The organism is Flavobacterium sp. (assembly GCF_965284515.1).
GTDB lineage: Bacteria > Bacteroidota > Bacteroidia > Flavobacteriales > Flavobacteriaceae > Flavobacterium.
In genome coordinates this window covers 1,745,530-1,764,376 of the sequence record NZ_OZ260089.1, presented here as the reverse complement: position 1 = coordinate 1,764,376, position 18,847 = coordinate 1,745,530, and the positions used below count along the sequence as shown (strand labels likewise).

Genomic DNA, 18,847 nt, shown 5'->3' with positions numbered 1-18,847 from the left:
TATGAGTTGCTTTTTTTATTTCCTATAATTCAATTTTAGCTAGAGCCTCTAGAACATAAGTATGCATAACTTCCTTATAATCTAAATGAGTTACCATTCTTAGTTTTCCTTGACCCATTGAGCTTATTAAAATATTTTTTTGTTTCAATAAATCTGTGAATTTAGATTCATCTATATTTTTTTTCAACTGAAAAATTAAAATATTTGTCTCAACATCTTCAACTTTTTCAACCCAAGTCATTGTTTTTAATAAGTTTCCGAGTTCTTTTGCTTTTCTATGATCTTGTTCTAATCGTTGAATATTATTGTCGAGGGCATAAATTCCGGCTGCAGCCAAATAACCGGCTTGACGCATATTTCCTCCAAAAAGCTTTCTAACACGAATTGCTCTATTAATATGTTCTTTTGTACCCAATAAAACAGAACCAACAGGCGCTCCTAATCCTTTTGACAAACAAACCGAAATAGTGTCGAATAATTGTCCGTATTCTTTTGGATTTTGATTTTTAGCTACCAAAGCATTCCATAATCGAGCACCATCTAAATGATAAATTAAATTATTTGCTATACAAACTTCTTTAATTGCTTTTAAATTAGCCATATCATAACAAGCTCCACCACCTTTATTAGTAGTATTTTCAAGACTTACCATCTTTGTTAAAGGAGCATGATAAAAACTAGGATCACTAATTACACTTTTTACTAATTCTGGCGTAATCATTCCTCTATCTCCATCAACTAAATGACAAGAAACACCGCTATTAGCAGCTACTCCTCCGCCTTCATATAAAAATATATGCGACCATTTATCACAAATTACTTCATCTCCAGGTCTTGTATGAACTCTTATTGCGGTTTGGTTTGCCATTGTCCCTGAAGGAAAAAAAAGAGCAGCTTCCATTCCAAACATTTCAGCTACCTTAGCTTCTAGTTCGTTAACTGTTGGATCTTGTTTAAAAACATCATCTCCCACTTTTGCATTAAACATTGCTGCAAGCATTTCTGGAGATGGTTTTGTTACGGTATCACTTATTAAATTAATTTCCATAATATTAAAAGGAATGTCTATTTTTGTGCTGTAAAACTACAAAAATAATATGATTACTACAGAACAAGTAAAGGATATTATAGAGCGCCTTGGTGCGTTAAGGAGGTATCTTTGACATCGATAAGAAACTTATAGAAATATCAAACGAAGAAGAAAAAACTTTTGCTCCAAATTTTTGGAACAATGCAAAAGAAGCTGAAGTTATTGTTAGAAATTTACGCTCAAAGAAGAAATGGGTCGAAGATTTCAATAAAGCTACTGAATATGTTGAAGAGCTTCAAATAATGATGGACTTTCTAAAGGAAGGTGAAATTAATGAAGAAGAAGTTGAAGAATTGTTAAACAAGACGATACTTCATATTGAAGACATAGAGTTTCGCAATATGCTTTCTGATGAAGGAGATAGCTTAAGTGCAGTTCTTCAAATTACGGCTGGTGCTGGTGGAACTGAAAGTTGCGATTGGGCTTCTATGCTTATGCGCATGTACTTGATGTGGGCTGAAAAACAAGGGTATAAAATTAAAGAATTGAATTACCAAGAAGGCGATGTTGCCGGAATTAAAACGGTTACATTAGAAATTGAAGGTGATTTTGCTTTTGGATATCTAAAAGGTGAAAATGGTGTACATCGATTGGTAAGGATTTCTCCATTTGACAGCAATGCTAAAAGACATACCTCTTTTGCTTCAGTTTATGTTTACCCGTTAGTAGATGATACAATTGAGATTGAAATTAACCCTGCAGATATAGAAATAACAACAGCCCGATCTAGTGGTGCTGGAGGACAAAATGTCAATAAGGTAGAAACCAAAGTACAATTAGTTCATAAACCAACTGGAATTCAAATTCAATGCTCTGAAACTCGTTCTCAACACGATAACAGAAACAGAGCGATGCAAATGCTAAAATCGCAATTGTATGAAATTGAGTTGAAAAAGCAAATGGAACAACGAGCAGATATTGAAGCTGGTAAAATGAAAATTGAATGGGGCTCACAAATTCGTAACTACGTAATGCATCCTTACAAACTAATTAAAGACGTTCGTTCTGGCCAAGAAACAAGTGATATTGACGGTGTTATGAATGGAAATATTGACCAATTCTTAAAGGCATACTTAATGCTAATGGGACAAAGAGAAGAAGAATAAATTTGTTTAAAAAAAACTTATGAAAAAATTTAGCCTACAAGAAATTAATGAAGTTTTAAAAGGAACTATATTAGGAGATACAAATCAATTAATAACGGCTCCTGAACAACTCGAAGTTGCTTCAAATTCTGAAATTTCATTTATTGGTAACAAAAAATATGAAAAGTTTTGGGCAGATTCTAAAGCTTGTGTTGCTGTTGTTAATGAAGACATTTCAATAGAACCTGGTGAAAATAAAGCTTTTATAAAAGTAAAGAATGCAGATTTGGCTATGTCGCAGGTTTTAAAACTTTTTGCTCCACCGCCGCCTATTTTTAAAAACGATATACATCCAACTGCAATTATAGACAAAACTGCTTCTATTGAAAATGGAGTAAAAATTGGTGCTGGTTGTTACATTGGTCCAAATACTAGAATAGGAGAAAACTCAGTAATTTATCCTAATGTTACCATTCTTGATGATTGTACTATAGGTAAAAATACAGTCATTTGGTCAGGAACTGTTATTAGAGAACGTTGTCATTTAGGAAACAAATGTATTATTCACCCAAATGCTACAATAGGTGCAGACGGTTTTGGTTTTCGACCTGATCCAGAAAAAGGATTGGTTAAGGTACCACAAATAGGTAATGTAATTATTGGAAATGATGTTGAAATAGGTGCTAATTCTTGCGTTGACAGAGGGAAATTTAGCTCAACAGTTATTGGCGATGGATGTAAAATAGACAATCTAGTACAAATTGGACATAACAGTAAACTCGGCAGATTTTGTATTATGGCAGGAAACAGTGGTTTGGCTGGTTCCGTTACGCTTGGAAATGGTGTTATAATTGGCGGAAGTGCTTCAATTAAAGACCATACGAAAATTGGAGATGGAGCTATAGTTGGTGCAGGTTCTGGTGTAACAGGGGATGTCGAAGCCGGAAAGACAATGCTTGGTTATCCTGCGGTAGAAGCTAGAGACGCTCTAAAACAATGGGCTATATTGAAAAGACTTGTTAATGATTCAAAAAAATAATATATGAAGAAAGTAAAATAAAGATTTTTTCCTTTATTTATTGATAAAAATAGCAGGCAAAAGTTTCAATGAATTTTGTATTTTAGCATTCTATTTTTACAAAAAAATTAAACTACTACAATGGACTTAGAATTCAACAAAAACGAAGATCATAATAAATTATTAGTATCCGATTTAAAGAGAAGATTTGCTCAAGTAAAGCTTGGAGGCGGACAAAAAAGGATTGATAAATTACATGCAGAGGGTAAAATGACTGCACGTGAGCGTATTGATTATTTATTAGATGACAAAGCAAATTCAATAGAAATTGGCGCTTTTGTTGGTGAAGGCATGTATAAAGAGCATGGAGGATGTCCTTCAGGTGGTGTTGTAGTAAAAATGGGATATGTTTCTGGTAAGCAATGTATAGTTGTAGCTAATGATGCAACTGTAAAGGCTGGTGCTTGGTTTCCTATAACCGCAAAAAAGAATTTAAGAGCCCAAGAAATTGCAATTGAAAACAGATTGCCAATTATTTATTTAGTGGATTCAGCCGGTGTATATTTACCATTACAAGATGAAATTTTCCCTGATAAAGAACACTTTGGAAGAATATTCAGAAATAATGCTGTAATGAGTAGTATGGGAATTACCCAAATTGCTGCTGTAATGGGAAGTTGCGTTGCTGGTGGTGCTTATTTACCAATTATGAGCGATGAAGCAATGATTGTAGATAAAACTGGAAGTATCTTCCTTGCTGGAAGCTATTTAGTAAAAGCAGCAATTGGAGAAAGCATAGATAATGAATCGCTAGGCGGAGCTACTACACATTGTGAAATTTCTGGAGTTACCGACTTTAAAGCGAAAGACGATGCAGCCGCGTTAGATAGAATAAAAAGTGTTGTGGGAAAAATTGGTGAGTTTGATAAAGCGGGATACAATCGTATAAAAGCTCAAAAACCAGCTTTAAACCCAAAAGAGATTTATGGAATTCTTCCTAAAGCGCGTAACGAGCAATACGATATGATGGAAATTATCAACAGAATGGTTGATAATTCCGAATTTGAAGAATACAAAGCAGGTTACGGACAAACAATTATTACAGGTTATGCACGAATAGATGGTTGGGCAGTAGGAATTGTGGCTAACCAACGTAAAATCGTAAAAACAACTGCTGCAAAAACAAAACCTAGTGAAATGCAATTTGGTGGTGTTATATATTCTGATTCTGCTGATAAAGCGACTCGTTTTATTGCCAATTGTAACCAAAAGAAAATTCCATTGGTCTTTTTACAAGATGTAACTGGTTTTATGGTAGGAAGTAAATCAGAACACGGAGGAATTATTAAAGATGGTGCCAAAATGGTTAATGCGGTTTCTAATTCTGTAGTTCCAAAATTTACAGTAATTATTGGAAATTCATACGGAGCAGGAAACTATGCTATGTGCGGAAAAGCATACGATCCAAGATTAATATTTGCTTGGCCAAGTGCAGAATTAGCAGTTATGAGTGGAAATTCAGCAGCTAAAGTACTGGTTCAAATTGAAGCTGCAACCTTAAAAAAACAAGGTAAAGTAGTTGATGAACAAGTTGAAAAAGAACTATTTGATAAAATAAAAGCCCGTTACGACGAACAGGTTTCACCATATTACGCAGCTTCACGTTTATGGACAGATGCAATTGTTGACCCAATGGATACGCGTACATGGATATCAATGGGTATTGAAGCTGCTAACCACGCTCCTATTGAAAAACCCTTCAATTTAGGTGTAATTCAAGTTTAATTATGAAAAAATATTTAATATTTTTCATAGTTATCCTATTATCTTGTAGTAGTGATGATTCAAATACAGATAACCCGATTCAAAACCCAGAATTTAATGTCGATTTATTAATTAAACGATGGGCTTATAATCAAGTTAACATTAATGGACAGCAATATATTTACCAACATCAACCAAGCTGTCAAAAAGATGAATTTACTTTTGCAAATAATGAAACTCAAATTAGACAATATAGTGAGTTAATTTTTATTAATGATATTTGTTCTACAAATGGAATAAATAGGGATTGGAAAGTTAAAAATGATATTATTTCTTTATTTTTTGGCACACAAAAAGTAATTGATTTTAAAGTAATTTTAGTAAATGAAAATAGTTTTATATATTCTTATGTCTATGACATTGATAATGATAATATAGATGACAATATTATAATTTACGCAATACCATATGAATAAATATTAGCACAATTAAGTGAAAAAATAAATCACCAATTAAATATTAACTTTGAACAAAATACATAAATTATGAAATTATTTAAAAAAATTATAGCAATTGCACTTATTGGCTTAAGTGTTGTTTCTTGTAACGATACAAAAAAAGAGTGTGAGGTAGATTGTAAAAAAGAATGCTGTGTAGAAAAATCAGGAAATACTTGTGAGCCAGGATGTGAAAAAGCATGTTGTGCAGATAAAGTTGCTAAAACTTGTGAACTAGGTTGTGAAAAAGCATGTTGCGCAGATAAAACTACTGAAGCTAAAACTTGTGAGCCAGGTTGTAAAAAAGAATGTTGCTCAAAAAAAGCAGAATAGATTTTTAAAAACATATTTATAAAAGAGCTGTTCTTTTAGAATAGCTCTTTTATTTTAAAAGAGAATGAGTACTTTTTTCCATTTATTTAAATCCAATATTTCAGGTATTAGCTTACCAGAAAAATTCACGTTCCCTTTTTATTACGAGCCAAATCAATTGAGTATAATTGCCGCTCAAGAATTACAAGATTACTTAAATGATCAAACTGATTTTGAACATAATTTTGGATTAGAAGAAAGCCAAAGTGGATTAGTTATTGGAAAAATGTTTGGGGTTTTAGTTTGCCAAAATAAAAAGGGACAATTAGGTTATTTAGCTGCATTTTCTGGAAAGTTGGCTGACTCTAATCACCATAAATACTTTGTACCAACAGTTTATGACATGTTAGATGAGAACGAATTTTATAAAATTGGTGAAAATGAATTGAATCAAATTACTAAAGAAATTGAAACTCTAGAGCAAGATTTGGATTATCTAAAAGCACAAGAAGTTCTAAAAAACATTCAAAAAGAGGCCGAATTTGACTTAAATCGTTATAAAACGGTCATGAAAACACAAAAAAAACTTCGTAATGAAAAGCGTAAAAACCTTGAATGTGATATAGATGAACTAAACAAAGAAAGCCAATTAGAAAAAATTTTATTAAAAAAAATGAATGCCTATTGGAATTATAAAATTTCAGACGCTCAAAAAGAAGTCAATATTTTTAAGAATAAAATTAATTTTAAAAAGGAAATAAGAAGAATCAAGTCAGCACAATTACAACAACAATTATTTAATAATTATGCATTTTTAAATCAATATCAAGATTCTAAAAGTTTAGGTGCCATTTTCGAAAACAATCCGCCAGCTGGTGCAGGAGAATGCGCTGCTCCAAAATTATTGCATTATGCCTTTCAAAACAATCTAAAACCAATTGCAATGGCTGAATTTTGGTGGGGACAATCGCCAAAATCAGAAATTCGAAAACACAAGCAATTCTATCCAGCTTGTACCGGAAAGTGCGAACCTATTTTAAAACATATGCTCTTGGATATTGAAATGGATGAAAATCCGTTTTTAAATAATACTGCTGAAAACCAAAATATAGAAATTGTATTTGAAGACGAATATTTAGCAGTTATTCACAAGCCACACGAATTCTTATCGGTTCCTGGGAAAAATGTAACCGATTCGGTTTACCAAAGAGTTAAAGATTTATATCCAAACGCAACAGGGCCACTAATTGTGCATCGATTAGACATGTCTACTTCTGGATTAATGCTCATTGCAAAATCAGAAGAAGTGTATAAAAATTTACAAAGCCAATTTATTAAAAGAACGGTTCAAAAAAGATATGTTGCTTTATTAGACGGGATTGTTTCTCAAAATGAAGGCTATATTGACTTACCTTTACGATTAGATATTGACAATCGGCCTAATCAATTGGTTTGTTATGAACATGGAAAATCGGCAAGAACAAAGTTTAAAGTAATTAGTAGAGAGAACAATCAAACACGCATTCACTTCTACCCTATTACAGGCAGAACGCATCAATTGCGCGTGCATGCTTCGCATAATTTAGGTCTAAATTGCCCAATAATTGGGGATGATTTGTATGGAACGAAAGCAAATAGATTACATCTTCATGCAGAAAAAATTACGTTTGAACATCCTATTTCAAAAGAGAAAATTACTCTTTTAAAAGAAGCTGAATTTTAAAAAACTAATTTATCAGTAACAAAACATAAAATTCAACTACCAATATTTACTTTAGAAAATATACAACAATGAAAAAACTACTTATCATCGGGTTACTTTTAACTGGAATCCACGAAATTACAGCACAAAAATTTTCTCGTAGAGATTCACTTCAAGGAGGTTTACGTTTTGAACGCGTTTGTTTTGATGTATTACATTATGATTTAAATATCAAAATAAATCCAGAGGAAAGAACCATAGTTGGATATAACCAGATTAGATTCAAAGTTATAGAAAACACTTCAAAAATTCAGTTGGATTTATTCGACAATATGAAAGTAGATTCTATTATTTGGAACAAACAAAAGCTAACTTATAAAAGAGATTTTGATGCAGTTTTTATCATTTTCCCAAATGAATTGAAGCAAAATAATACTGAAAAAGTACGTTTCTACTATTCAGGTAAACCAAAAGTTGCTAAAAATGCTCCTTGGGATGGCGGTTTTGTTTTCAAAAAAGACAGTAATAATAAACATTTTATAGCAGTAGCTATTCAAGGAACTGGTGCTAGTTTGTGGTTTCCTGTTAAAGATTCTCAAACGGATGAACCTGACAATGGTGCTTCAGTAAAAGTAGCCGTACCAAATGGATTAATGAATGTTTCTAACGGAAGATTAAAAGGTTCAGAAGATTTAGGAAATGGTTATACACGTTGGGATTGGGAAGTTATCAATCCAATAAACAACTATACCATTACTGTTAATATTGCAGATTATGTCCATATTCATGATAAACTAGACGATTTAGATTTAGATTATTATGTACTTCGTGAAAATGAAGAAAAAGCACGTAAACATTTTGATGAAGACGTTAAACCTATGATGAATTGCTTTCAAACTAAATTTGGAAAATATCCTTTTTGGGAAGATGGATATAAACTTGTAGAAACACCCTATTTAGGAATGGAACATCAAAGTGCCGTTGCTTACGGAAACAAGTATAAAAAAGGCTATATGGGCTTTGATTTATCGGGAACTGGTGTTGGAATGTTCTTCGATTATATTACTATTCATGAAACAGGTCACGAATGGTTTGGAAATAGTGTTACAAGTAAAGATATTGCTGATATGTGGATTCATGAAGGTTTTACAACTTATAGCGAAACTGTTTTTATTGAATGTATAAAAGGTTACGAACCTGCAATGAAATACATAAACGGTCAAGCTAAAAATGTAAGAAATGACAAAACCATTATTGGTCAATTTGGGGTAAATAATGAAGGAAGTGGCGATATGTATTACAAAGGCTCACTTTTATTAAATACTTTACGACATGTAGTTAATGATGATGACAAATGGTGGAAAATTATTTTAAAGTATTCTGAAACCTTTAAAAAGCAAATTATAGATACTGATATGGTAATTGCTTTCTTCAATAAAGAAATAGGAATGAATCTAACGCCAATTTTTAATCAATACTTAAAGACAACTTCAATTCCTGAATTGACTTATAAAATAAATGGAGATACATTAACTTATTCATGGACAAATGTAAATGAAGATTTTAATATGCCGATTGACTTTGAATACGATAAGAAAATCATTCGTTTATTTCCTACAACTAGTCCACAAGAAATAAAATTAAAAAAACTCAAAAAATCTAAAAGTTATCAAATTTTTGATAATAAGTTTTTTATAAATATAAAAGAAGATATTTAGTCTTCTTTTTTTATACAAAATAATGTTAAATATTTTTATAAATATTTAATTTTTAGTAACTTAGGATAAGTAAACTAAAACCATTTATATTATGACAACAATTAGAGAGTTAAATAAATGGGCTAATGCACATACAAATTTTGCAGTTGATACTTTAAGAGTAATTTTTGGTGTTTTTTTGTTTTTAAAAGGTGTATCGTTTATTACTGAAAAACAGTATTTAAATGAAATCTTAAGTAATTTTGTCGGATTTGGAAGCGAAATGCTATTAATACACTACATAGCATTAGCGCACATAGTTGGAGGTGTAATGATAGTCATTGGGTTTTTAACAAGATGGTCAATATGGGTTCAATTACCCATTATTATTTGTGCTTTTATAATTAATTTTATTGGAGACTTTAATACTCAAAATTTAATTCAGTCTTCAATAGCACTGATCTTATGTTTTTCTTTTCTTTTATACGGAAGTGGAAAACATTCAGCTGATTACTATTTTCAAATGGAAAAATAAATTTAGGTTGTCTAGAAAGTAAAAAAATAGAAAACAATAATGATGAATCTATAAAGAATTGGAATCAAAAATAGTAGTATTATAGATTTATCGATCGTTTAGTTTAATGTTTTCTACCCTTTTTAGACAACCTTTATTTTTTGTAACGTAGCTATTCTATTAATTTTATTAGTAGCTGTTTCTAAAAACTCATCTACATAATAAATTTTTTTTGGAATTTCGTATTTACTTAAATTTTCAAATGTATTTACACTTAAATTTAAATCAATAGCCGACTCAATTACCAATATTACTTTTTGTCCTAACAAAGAATCTTCTTCAGAACCAATAAAAAAACGCTCTTGTATTTTATCGTGTAATTTCGATTCAATTATTTCTGGAAAAAGCTTAACTCCTCCACTATTTATAATATTATCGTATCTACCTTTCCAAATGAATTCTTTATCAGAAATCAATTCAACTATGTCATTTGTAATAATTATTGAACTTGCAACTTCTAGTGCATTAATAACTAAACAACTTCTATCATCAATATTAAAAGTAACATTTGGTAAAGCCTCAAAAAAATTATTCTCAATTCGTTTCATGGCGACATGAGAAACGGTTTCGGTCATACCATATGTTTCTAATATATTGGTCCTGGAATTTTGAAGTTTTACTTTTAAAGCTTGATTGATTTGTGAACCACCAATGATTAAAGTTTTAATTTGAATGAGATATGAAATTGAATGCTCCACTTGCATGGGAACCATTGCAACAAAATCATATTTCTTAGTTATCATTTTAAATGGATTGTTGGAAGGTGCTACAGCATCAAGTTCTAGACCTAAAACCAAAGCTCTTACCAACATTAATTTTCCAGCAATATAATCAGCAGACAAACATAATAATGCAGAATCTCCTGGTTGAAGTTTTAAAAAATTTCCTGTAGATAACGCAGATGCTATTACAAACCTTTTCTCAATTCTAATAATTTTAGGCTTTCCTGTAGTTCCAGATGTTTGAACTTCAATATATGACAAATCGTCTAACCAACTTAAAAGAAACTTAAAAATTACTTTTTCAAATGGCTCACCTTCTTTTATATAACTAACCGCTACTCTTTTAATCTGTTTATAATTCAAATGTATTCCATTGAATTTAAAACGATTATGTACATTTTTGTGTGTTAATTTAATCTCTAACATCTTCTGTATTTAAATTTCCGGTCAATCTATAATTCCAATTATTCCATTTGTACTTTTTTGCGAATATTAAAATCAATATTGGAAAAATAACACAAACAGGAAAAATAATATCAAAACCAGCAGCAGGCTCAGAAACATCTTTAAAAATAGAATGGGTTTGAAATGCAGTCCAATCTGAAGTCACTAATAACGCTCCAATTAAATTATTGGCTGCATGAAATCCTAATGCCAGTTCTAAACCCTCATCCATTAGTGTGATTACACCTAAAAAGAGCCCTGTACCAATATAATATACCATAATAATGTATCCTATTTTACCAACTTCAGGGTTTGCTATATGCATTAATCCAAATAAGACTGATGTAATAACTAAAGGAATTAACCTGCTATTGGTAAACAAACCTATTCCTTGCATCATATGACCTCGAAATAAGTACTCCTCAAAACTAGTTTGCAATGGAATTAGTAAAATCGCAATTACTAAGAATACTAAAAACTTATCCAATTTAAAATTAAATACAAAGCTTTCAGGATTTAAATAATATGATCCTAAAACCATTGCTATACTTATTAAACTCCATAATAAAAATGAAAAAAAAATTCTTTTCCAATCAATTTTTTTTCTCGAGGTAGTTAAAATCGTTATAGTTTGATTTTGAACAAATTTTACCCAAAAAAACAAAAACAAACAAGCAATTGATAAGGGCAGAATAATAAATAAAAAAGTTCCATTTACTCCAATCATTTTTATGGTTTGTTGAATCATTTGTGCTGTATCAATTCCTTCTGATTCAATATAATTCCAATACATTAAACCCATAAAAGTTAAAGGAATTGGTAAGTACAATTTTAAATTAGGTTTTAAACTTTTTAATTGCTCTATAAACATGTTCGTTGAATTTAATTCTTACAAAGTTAATTCTTTTATACAATCTATTATTTTTCTTTCTTTGTAAAAAATAAAATCATGATAACAATCTATCACAATCCAAGATGCTCAAAATCTAGAGAAGGTATTAGCTTTTTAGAAAACTTAAATCTAGAGTTTGAAACTATCAAATATATTGATGAAAAAATAACTAAAGAAGAGTTGCTATCAATACTTAAGAAATTAAACTATAAACCTATTGAATTAGTTAGAACCAAAGAAAAAATTTGGATTGATAATTTTAAAAACAAGCAACTGTCTGATGATAAAGTCATTAATGCTATGATTCAAAACCCAAAATTAATTGAAAGACCTATAGTTATTAATGGAGATAAAGCAATCGTAGCTAGACCAAGTGAAAAAATAAGGGATATTTTATAATTCTTTTAACAAACAATTGTGATTTCATCGTTAAACCAAAGGGTATTTTTGCAATCTAAATTGAAATCATAAAAATCAATCATGTCTAGCATTAAAAACTTTATCACATTTAGTTTACTTTTAATTTCAACAATAGGTTTTGCTCAAATGAAACCAGAAATGAAAAAAATAAGAATTTCTGGATTAATTTTAGAAAAAGGGACAAATATTCCATTAGAATATGCAACTGTTGTGCTTCAAGATGTTAATAAGCCTGAAGTTGTAACAGGTGGCGTTACTGATATTGACGGTAAATTTAGTTTTGAAATAAATTCAGGTATTTATAACGTAAGATATGAATTCATTTCTTTTAAAACCATTTCTGAAAAAAATAAAAAATTTAATTCCGACACAAATTTAGGAACGATTTTCTTAGAAGAAGATATTGCTCAATTAAAGGACGTTGTTGTAATTGCAGAAAAATCTACAGTTGAAATCAAACTAGATAAAAGAGTTTACAACGTAGGTAAAGATATGATGGTAAAGGGCGGAACTGTAAGTGATGTTTTAGACAACGTTCCTTCTGTTACCGTAGATCCAGATGGAACAATTGCATTAAGAGGGAATGAAAATGTTCGTATCTTAATAGATGGTAAACCCTCAGGACTAGCAGGAATTAATATTGCTGATGCCTTAAAGCTTTTACCAGCAGATGCGGTTGAAAAAGTCGAAGTAATAACAAACCCATCAGCACGTTATGACGCTGAAGGTAGTGGAGGAATTATAAATATTGTCTTAAGAAAAGGAAAAGCTCAAGGAATTAATGGGTCTGTTGTGCTTTCTGCTGGAGATCCAGAAGCATATGGGGCGAGTTCAAACTTAAACTTTAGATCCGATAATTTTAATTTATTCTCAAATTTTGGGTACAATTATAGAAATTCTCCAGGAAACTCTTTAAACGATGCTGAATATTTTAATTCTGACGGGACTACAAGTAGTTTTGTTAATGAAAGAAGAAAAAACAATAGATTAAATGAAGGGTTTAACTCTAATTTTGGAATCGATTTATTTTTAGACAAGAAAACCACTTGGTCAAATGCACTTACTTTCAGTAAAAGCAGAGGTAAAAACCCAGATAATGTTTTCTTCTATAATTTTGACGATACTTTTACACCAACATTTGTTAGAAACAGGTTTAACGATCAAAAAAATAATGATTTCAACTTTGAATATTCTACAAATTTTACAAAAAACTTCGAAAAAGAAGATCATAAACTAACAATTGACGTTGCTATTTCTCAAAATAGAGACAATGACAGTTCTATAATCTACGATCAAATTATTGGCGACAGCAGTTCTCTTTTTACAGAATCAACCTTAAACAACCAAAAACAACAAAGAAACTTATTTCAAACAGATTACGTTTTACCAATTGGAGAAAATGGTCGTTTTGAAGCAGGATATAGAGGTAATTTTCAAAACAACTTAACAGAGTTTGCAATAGAACCTAATACACTGTATTCAAATACGCTTGAATATAAAGAATATGTAAATGCTTTTTACACGCAATATGGAAATAAAATTAATAAATTTTCCTACTTTCTAGGTGTTCGATTTGAAGATAGTGATATCGAGGTTAATTCTTTAACCACAAATAATTTTAACAACAAAAAATACAACAACTTTTTTCCTACTGCTACAGTGAATTATGAATTTTCAGATTCAAACAGCATGAGTTTAAGTTATAGTAAAAGGATCAATAGACCTAGAGGTCGTTTTTTAAACCCATTCTCTACCTATTCTAGTAACATTAATATATTTCAAGGAAACCCAGATTTAAATCCTGCATATACAAATGCAATCGATTTAGGTTACCTAAAAAGATGGAGTAAATTGACATTAAATTCATCAGTTTATGTAAATATAACAGACGAATCATTTCAATTCATACGAAAAGAATCAGGTCTATTTGTAGATGGAATTCCTGTAATTTTAAGCACTCCTATCAATCTTTCAAAAGAATACAGAGCTGGATTCGAATTCAATGTAAACTATACACCTTATAAATGGTGGAGATTAAACGGAAACTTAAATGTCTTTAGAAATGAAAATCAAGGTGATTATAAATATGTAGATTATTTAGGGAATGATGTGGTTCAAAATTTTGACAATATCGCAACTTCATGGTTTACAAGAATATCGTCAAAAGTAACATTGCCTTATAAAGTAGATTGGCAAACAAATCTTACCTATAATGCCCCACAAAACAGTGCGCAAGGTAAACGATTAGATATGACATCGGTAAATCTTGCATTCAGTAAAGATGTTTTAAAAGACAAAGGATCAATTACACTAAATGTAAGTGACTTATTCAATACAAGAAAAAGAAGATTTACGAACGAAATTGAAAATGTAGTAAGTTCGTATTCTGAATTTCAGTGGAGACAAAGACAAATAACACTTGCGTTTACTTATCGCTTTAATAAAAAGAAAAACGAAAGAGAAAATCAACGAAGAGAAGATGGTGGTGGTGAAGGTGAATTCATGTAAAATAAAAAAAGTCCCGATTAAATCGGGACTTTTTTATTTAAAGAAGAAATTACTCTTCTTTATCTTTTTTGTTTTTTTCTCTTTTCTCTTTGATTAACTCAACAATAGAACCGCCCAACCAATATTGAACAAACCCTACTAAAAATATCATCAACCAAAAACCTATTGTTAAAATGGTTAAGAAAAGTAAAAAACCTAAATACTGTTGAAATTCAAACATGTTTTCCGGAATTTATTGAATACAAGTCAAAGATAATAGGAAATATCAACATCAACAATATTATTGAATACTTTCTTTAAAAAAAACTGATTCTAAATAAAAGAATTAAGCCCATCTTTACAAATCAATTTTTTTTAGACTGTGCCCTCCATTTCATTACGGTCGGGCTATGCGCTATATCTTTTATTTAGATTGCCGCGTCGTTCCTCCTCGCAATGACAAATAAAAGGATCCCGGTGCTATCCCTCACAGAAAATCGTGCAAGACACAAAAATTTATTATAAATTTATACTAAATAAATAATACTAAAAGTTTTGAAAAAGTATAAAGAAAAAGAAATTAAAGCAATAGACGGAAAGATTAAAACTTTAGAAAGTAATTCAAAATATTTCATTAAGAATATTTATAAAATATTTTTTTTCGGTATCTTATTTACAATTTTAGGACCATTTTATAGTGGTAAAAATAATTATGTTCATAATCGTAAATCAGCAATTGAAATGAATGAATATAGTTATATTGAACTTAATATTATTTTTGCTTCAATATACATTATTGGTTGTCTTTTACTTCATTTCGTTTGGGAATATCAAGATAAAAAGAAATTAAAGTTATTAAAAGATAGAAAAATGAAATTAGAGCATGAAATTTCAAATCATTAACTATTAACAAAAAGACGAACTGTTTAGTTCGTCTTTTTTGTTTGTTTTTTGGTCAAAACTGATTTAAAACAAAAAACCCCATCCGGTTAGGATAGGGTTTTTAAAAGAAAGGCGGTGTCATACTCTCCCACAGGATTGCAGTACCATCTGCGCAAGCGGGCTTAACTTCTCTGTTCGGAATGGGAAGAGGTGAGCCCCGCTGCAATAACCACCTTAAAAGGTTAGTTGCTTTGGACAACTTTTCAACGTTACTTATCATAAATAAGTATCAATTGAACAATATCTTAACATACTGAGACAAGAAAATCATTTTTTTATAGAAAGTTTCTCCCCCCGCCGAAGCGGGGGAAAATGTACATAAGCTTACGGGTTATTAGTACTACTTGACTATGACATTACTGCCTTTACATCTATAGCCTATCAACCTAGTCATCTTCTAGGACCCTTAAAAGAAATCTCATCTTGTGGTGGGTTTCGCGCTTATATGCTTTCAGCGCTTATCCCTTCCAAACGTAGCTACTCTGCAGTGCTCCTGGCGGAACAACAGATACACCAGCGGTTTGTCCAATTCGGTCCTCTCGTACTAGAATCAGATCCACTCAAATTTCTTGCGCCCACAGTAGATAGAGACCGAACTGTCTCACGACGTTCTGAACCCAGCTCGCGTGCCACTTTAATGGGCGAACAGCCCAACCCTTGGGACCTTCTCCAGCCCCAGGATGTGACGAGCCGACATCGAGGTGCCAAACCCCCCCGTCGATATGAGCTCTTGGGGGAGATCAGCCTGTTATCCCCGGCGTACCTTTTATCCTTTGAGCGATGGCCCTTCCATGCGGAACCACCGGATCACTATGCTCTACTTTCGTACCTGATCGACCTGTATGTCTCTCAGTCAAGCTCCCTTATACCATTGCACTCTACGCACGGTTACCAAGCGTGCTGAGGGAACCTTTAGAAGCCTCCGTTACTCTTTTGGAGGCGACCACCCCAGTCAAACTACCCACCAAGCAATGTCCTCTCTGAAGAGAGTTAGGCCCTAGATAAGCAAAGGGTTGTATTTCAACAATGACTCCACAACGCCTAGCGACGCCACTTCACAGTCTCCAACCTATCCTACACATCACTTATCCAAGGTCAATACTAAGCTATAGTAAAGGTGCACAGGGTCTTTTCGTCCCACTGCGGGTAAGCGGCATCTTCACCGCTACTACAATTTCACCGAGCTCATGGCTGAGACAGTATCCAGATCGTTACACCATTCGTGCAGGTCGGAACTTACCCGACAAGGAATTTCGCTACCTTAGGACCGTTATAGTTACGGCCGCCGTTTACTTGGGCTTCATTTCAATGCTTCTCCGAAGATAACATCTCCACTTAACCTTCAAGCACCGGGCAGGTGTCAGGCCCTATACTTCATCTTACGATTTTGCAGAGCCCTGTGTTTTTGATAAACAGTCGCCTGGATCTTTTCACTGCGGCCACGCAAAGCGTGGCGACCCTTCTCCCGAAGTTACGGGTCTATTTTGCCTAATTCCTTAGCCATGAATCTCTCGAGCACCTTAGGATTCTCTCCCCAACTACCTGTGTCGGTTTACGGTACTGGTACTTATAATCTAAGTTTAGAAACTTTTCTTGGAAGCCCTTAGGCACACTATCCCTTTGTCCGAAGACTCCGAGTACTATCGATCTTTGCCAGAATCTGCGGATTTGCCTACAGTCTCTATAGCTACAATCTTCAACGAACTATTCCGTCAGTTCGCGGTGCTTTCATCACTCCGTCATTCCATCACAATTATAAGTAGTACGGGAATATTAACCCGTTGGCCATCCACTACCCCTTTCGGGTTCGCGTTAGGACCAGACTAACCCACAGCTGATTAGCATAGCTGTGGAAACCTTAGTTTTTCGGTGTGCGGGTTTCTCGCCCGCATTATCGTTACTTATGCCTACATTTTCTTTTCTAAACAGTCCAGCATGACTCGCATCACACCTTCGACCCAGTTTAGAATGCTCCCCTACCACTTGTAATAAATTACAAATCCATAGCTTCGGTAATATGTTTATGCCCGATTATTATCCATGCTCGTCCGCTCGACTAGTGAGCTGTTACGCACTCTTTAAATGAATGGCTGCTTCCAAGCCAACATCCTAGCTGTCTAAGCAGACAAACCTCGTTATTTCAACTTAACATATATTTGGGGACCTTAGCTGATGGTCTGGGTTCTTTCCCTCTCGGACATGGACCTTAGCACCCATGCCCTCACTGATGAGGACCATTATATAGCATTCGGAGTTTGTCAGGAATTGGTAGGTGGTGAAACCCCCGCATCCAATCAGTAGCTCTACCTCTATATAACTATATTTCATCGCTGCACCTAAATGCATTTCGGGGAGTACGAGCTATTTCCGAGTTTGATTGGCCTTTCACCCCTACCCACAGGTCATCCCAAGACTTTTCAACGTCAACGGGTTCGGTCCTCCACTTTGGGTTAACAAAGCTTCAACCTGCCCATGGGTAGATCACACGGTTTCGCGTCTAACACTACTGACTAAAGCGCCCTATTCAGACTCGCTTTCGCTACGGATCCATGGCTTAACCACTTATCCTTGCCAGCAACGTTAACTCGTAGGCTCATTATGCAAAAGGCACGCCGTCACCCCACTAAAGGGCTCCGACCGCTTGTAAGCGTATGGTTTCAGGATCTATTTCACTCCGTTATTCACGGTTCTTTTCACCTTTCCCTCACGGTACTGGTTCACTATCGGTCTCTCAGGAGTATTTAGCCTTAGCGGATGGTCCCGCCAGATTCATACAGGGTTTCACGTGCCCCGCACTACTCAGGATACCACTATTCATATCTTCTCTTACCTATACGGGACTATCACCCTCTATGGTTAACCTTTCCAGGTTATTCTAATTCAATCCGCATGAAATGTCGTGGTCCTACAACCCCAATATTGCCGTAACAACATTGGTTTGGGCTAATCCGCGTTCGCTCGCCACTACTTACGGAATCACTTTTGTTTTCTTCTCCTCCGCCTACTTAGATGTTTCAGTTCAGCGGGTTTACTCTCCTATCGGAGTGACATGTCTTCAACATGCCGGGTTGCCCCATTCGGATATCTACGGATCAATTCGTGTGTGCCGATCCCCGTAGCTTTTCGCAGCTTATCACGTCCTTCATCGCCTCTGAGAGCCTAGGCATTCCCCATACGCCCTTATTTTGCTTATTGTACTTG

15 protein-coding genes and 2 rRNA genes are annotated in these 18,847 nt (G+C 33.2%); 11 read left to right on the top strand and 6 right to left on the bottom strand.

All coding sequences use genetic code 11. The features are described from left to right. Positions 1-22: 22 nt before the first annotated feature. On the bottom strand, positions 23-1,048 hold the full coding sequence (locus ACQ65T_RS08125) for a threonine aldolase family protein (RefSeq protein ID WP_430400581.1): 1,026 nt from the start codon (positions 1,046-1,048) through the stop codon (positions 23-25). A 49-nt stretch (positions 1,049-1,097) separates the two neighbouring features. On the opposite strand from ACQ65T_RS08125, the gene prfB reads away from it, so the two are divergent. The 8 genes from prfB (at position 1,098) to ACQ65T_RS08085 (ending at position 9,700) form a co-directional block, all read left to right on the top strand. Beyond that, positions 1,098-2,196, top strand: a protein-coding gene (gene prfB / locus ACQ65T_RS08120; protein WP_430400580.1) for a peptide chain release factor 2 whose coding sequence is annotated in 2 segments (ribosomal slippage) — positions 1,098-1,160 and positions 1,162-2,196 — 1,098 coding nt in all. Because the reading frame shifts where the segments join, the coding sequence is not laid out codon by codon here. A gap of 19 nt (positions 2,197-2,215) precedes the next feature. Then, on the top strand, positions 2,216-3,214 hold the full coding sequence (gene lpxD, locus ACQ65T_RS08115) for a UDP-3-O-(3-hydroxymyristoyl)glucosamine N-acyltransferase (RefSeq protein WP_430400579.1): 999 nt from the start codon (positions 2,216-2,218) through the stop codon (positions 3,212-3,214). 120 nt (positions 3,215-3,334) lie between these two features. Further along, a complete protein-coding gene (locus tag ACQ65T_RS08110; RefSeq protein WP_430400578.1) occupies positions 3,335-4,978 on the top strand; it encodes an acyl-CoA carboxylase subunit beta in 1,644 nt (547 codons plus the stop codon). A 2-nt stretch (positions 4,979-4,980) separates the two neighbouring features. After that, positions 4,981-5,433, top strand: a complete 453-nt coding sequence (locus ACQ65T_RS08105) for a hypothetical protein (RefSeq protein WP_430400577.1) — start codon at positions 4,981-4,983, stop codon at positions 5,431-5,433. A 69-nt stretch (positions 5,434-5,502) separates the two neighbouring features. Next, positions 5,503-5,787, top strand: coding sequence for a hypothetical protein (locus tag ACQ65T_RS08100; protein ID WP_430400576.1), 285 nt, complete (start codon positions 5,503-5,505; stop codon positions 5,785-5,787). Positions 5,788-5,851: 64 nt separating this feature from the next. Then, a complete protein-coding gene (locus tag ACQ65T_RS08095; protein WP_430400575.1) occupies positions 5,852-7,489 on the top strand; it encodes a pseudouridine synthase in 1,638 nt (545 codons plus the stop codon). A 68-nt stretch (positions 7,490-7,557) separates the two neighbouring features. After that, positions 7,558-9,186 (top strand): M1 family metallopeptidase, encoded by a 1,629-nt coding sequence (locus tag ACQ65T_RS08090; protein WP_430400574.1) that lies wholly within the window; start codon positions 7,558-7,560, stop codon positions 9,184-9,186. 91 nt (positions 9,187-9,277) lie between these two features. Then, positions 9,278-9,700: a DoxX family protein gene (locus tag ACQ65T_RS08085; RefSeq protein WP_430400573.1), complete on the top strand. Its 423-nt coding sequence runs from the start codon at positions 9,278-9,280 to the stop codon at positions 9,698-9,700. Between the two features lie 122 nt (positions 9,701-9,822). Here the strand turns inward: ACQ65T_RS08085 and ACQ65T_RS08080 are convergent, their stop codons facing one another. Together ACQ65T_RS08080 and ACQ65T_RS08075 are read right to left on the bottom strand one after the other, a co-directional pair. Beyond that, complete coding sequence (locus tag ACQ65T_RS08080; protein ID WP_430400572.1) at positions 9,823-10,887, bottom strand: AMP-binding protein; 1,065 nt, start codon at positions 10,885-10,887, stop codon at positions 9,823-9,825. Then, positions 10,874-11,776 carry a CPBP family intramembrane glutamic endopeptidase gene (locus tag ACQ65T_RS08075; protein WP_430400571.1) on the bottom strand — a complete coding sequence of 301 codons (903 nt, stop codon included), beginning with the start codon at positions 11,774-11,776 and terminating at the stop codon, positions 10,874-10,876. The genes ACQ65T_RS08080 and ACQ65T_RS08075 overlap by 14 nt, the downstream gene beginning before the upstream one ends. A gap of 78 nt (positions 11,777-11,854) precedes the next feature. On the opposite strand from ACQ65T_RS08075, the gene arsC reads away from it, so the two are divergent. Next, the gene (gene arsC / locus ACQ65T_RS08070; RefSeq protein ID WP_430400570.1) at positions 11,855-12,196 is read left to right on the top strand and encodes an arsenate reductase (glutaredoxin); all 342 of its coding nucleotides are present in this window, start codon (positions 11,855-11,857) and stop codon (positions 12,194-12,196) included. Positions 12,197-12,277: 81 nt separating this feature from the next. After that, a complete protein-coding gene (locus tag ACQ65T_RS08065; protein WP_430400569.1) occupies positions 12,278-14,725 on the top strand; it encodes a TonB-dependent receptor domain-containing protein in 2,448 nt (815 codons plus the stop codon). Positions 14,726-14,774: 49 nt separating this feature from the next. On the opposite strand, the gene ACQ65T_RS08060 is transcribed toward ACQ65T_RS08065, so the two are convergent. Next, the gene (locus tag ACQ65T_RS08060) at positions 14,775-14,945 is read right to left on the bottom strand and encodes a hypothetical protein (protein WP_430400568.1); all 171 of its coding nucleotides are present in this window, start codon (positions 14,943-14,945) and stop codon (positions 14,775-14,777) included. Between the two features lie 314 nt (positions 14,946-15,259). Here ACQ65T_RS08060 and ACQ65T_RS08055 point away from each other — a divergent pair, with 314 nt between their 5' ends. Further along, positions 15,260-15,607 carry a hypothetical protein gene (locus ACQ65T_RS08055; RefSeq protein WP_430400567.1) on the top strand — a complete coding sequence of 116 codons (348 nt, stop codon included), beginning with the start codon at positions 15,260-15,262 and terminating at the stop codon, positions 15,605-15,607. A 106-nt stretch (positions 15,608-15,713) separates the two neighbouring features. On the opposite strand, the gene rrf is transcribed toward ACQ65T_RS08055, so the two are convergent. Together rrf and ACQ65T_RS08045 are read right to left on the bottom strand one after the other, a co-directional pair. Further along, positions 15,714-15,823 (bottom strand): 5S ribosomal RNA (gene rrf / locus ACQ65T_RS08050). Between the two features lie 137 nt (positions 15,824-15,960). Further along, positions 15,961-18,841 (bottom strand): 23S ribosomal RNA (locus tag ACQ65T_RS08045). Positions 18,842-18,847: the final 6 nt, after the last annotated feature.

Excerpts from the sequence above, each read along its gene's own strand:
- ACQ65T_RS08125 (WP_430400581.1), bottom strand. The coding sequence starts at position 1,048 with ATGGAAATTAATTTAATAAGTGATACCGTAACAAAACCATCTCCAGAA.
- lpxD (WP_430400579.1), top strand. The coding sequence starts at position 2,216 with ATGAAAAAATTTAGCCTACAAGAAATTAATGAAGTTTTAAAAGGAACT.
- ACQ65T_RS08110 (WP_430400578.1), top strand. The coding sequence starts at position 3,335 with ATGGACTTAGAATTCAACAAAAACGAAGATCATAATAAATTATTAGTA.
- ACQ65T_RS08105 (WP_430400577.1), top strand. The coding sequence starts at position 4,981 with ATGAAAAAATATTTAATATTTTTCATAGTTATCCTATTATCTTGTAGT.
- ACQ65T_RS08100 (WP_430400576.1), top strand. The coding sequence starts at position 5,503 with ATGAAATTATTTAAAAAAATTATAGCAATTGCACTTATTGGCTTAAGT.
- ACQ65T_RS08095 (WP_430400575.1), top strand. The coding sequence starts at position 5,852 with ATGAGTACTTTTTTCCATTTATTTAAATCCAATATTTCAGGTATTAGC.
- ACQ65T_RS08090 (WP_430400574.1), top strand. The coding sequence starts at position 7,558 with ATGAAAAAACTACTTATCATCGGGTTACTTTTAACTGGAATCCACGAA.
- ACQ65T_RS08085 (WP_430400573.1), top strand. The coding sequence starts at position 9,278 with ATGACAACAATTAGAGAGTTAAATAAATGGGCTAATGCACATACAAAT.
- ACQ65T_RS08080 (WP_430400572.1), bottom strand. The coding sequence starts at position 10,887 with ATGTTAGAGATTAAATTAACACACAAAAATGTACATAATCGTTTTAAA.
- ACQ65T_RS08075 (WP_430400571.1), bottom strand. The coding sequence starts at position 11,776 with ATGTTTATAGAGCAATTAAAAAGTTTAAAACCTAATTTAAAATTGTAC.
- arsC (WP_430400570.1), top strand. The coding sequence starts at position 11,855 with ATGATAACAATCTATCACAATCCAAGATGCTCAAAATCTAGAGAAGGT.
- ACQ65T_RS08065 (WP_430400569.1), top strand. The coding sequence starts at position 12,278 with ATGTCTAGCATTAAAAACTTTATCACATTTAGTTTACTTTTAATTTCA.
- ACQ65T_RS08060 (WP_430400568.1), bottom strand. The coding sequence starts at position 14,945 with ATGTTTGAATTTCAACAGTATTTAGGTTTTTTACTTTTCTTAACCATT.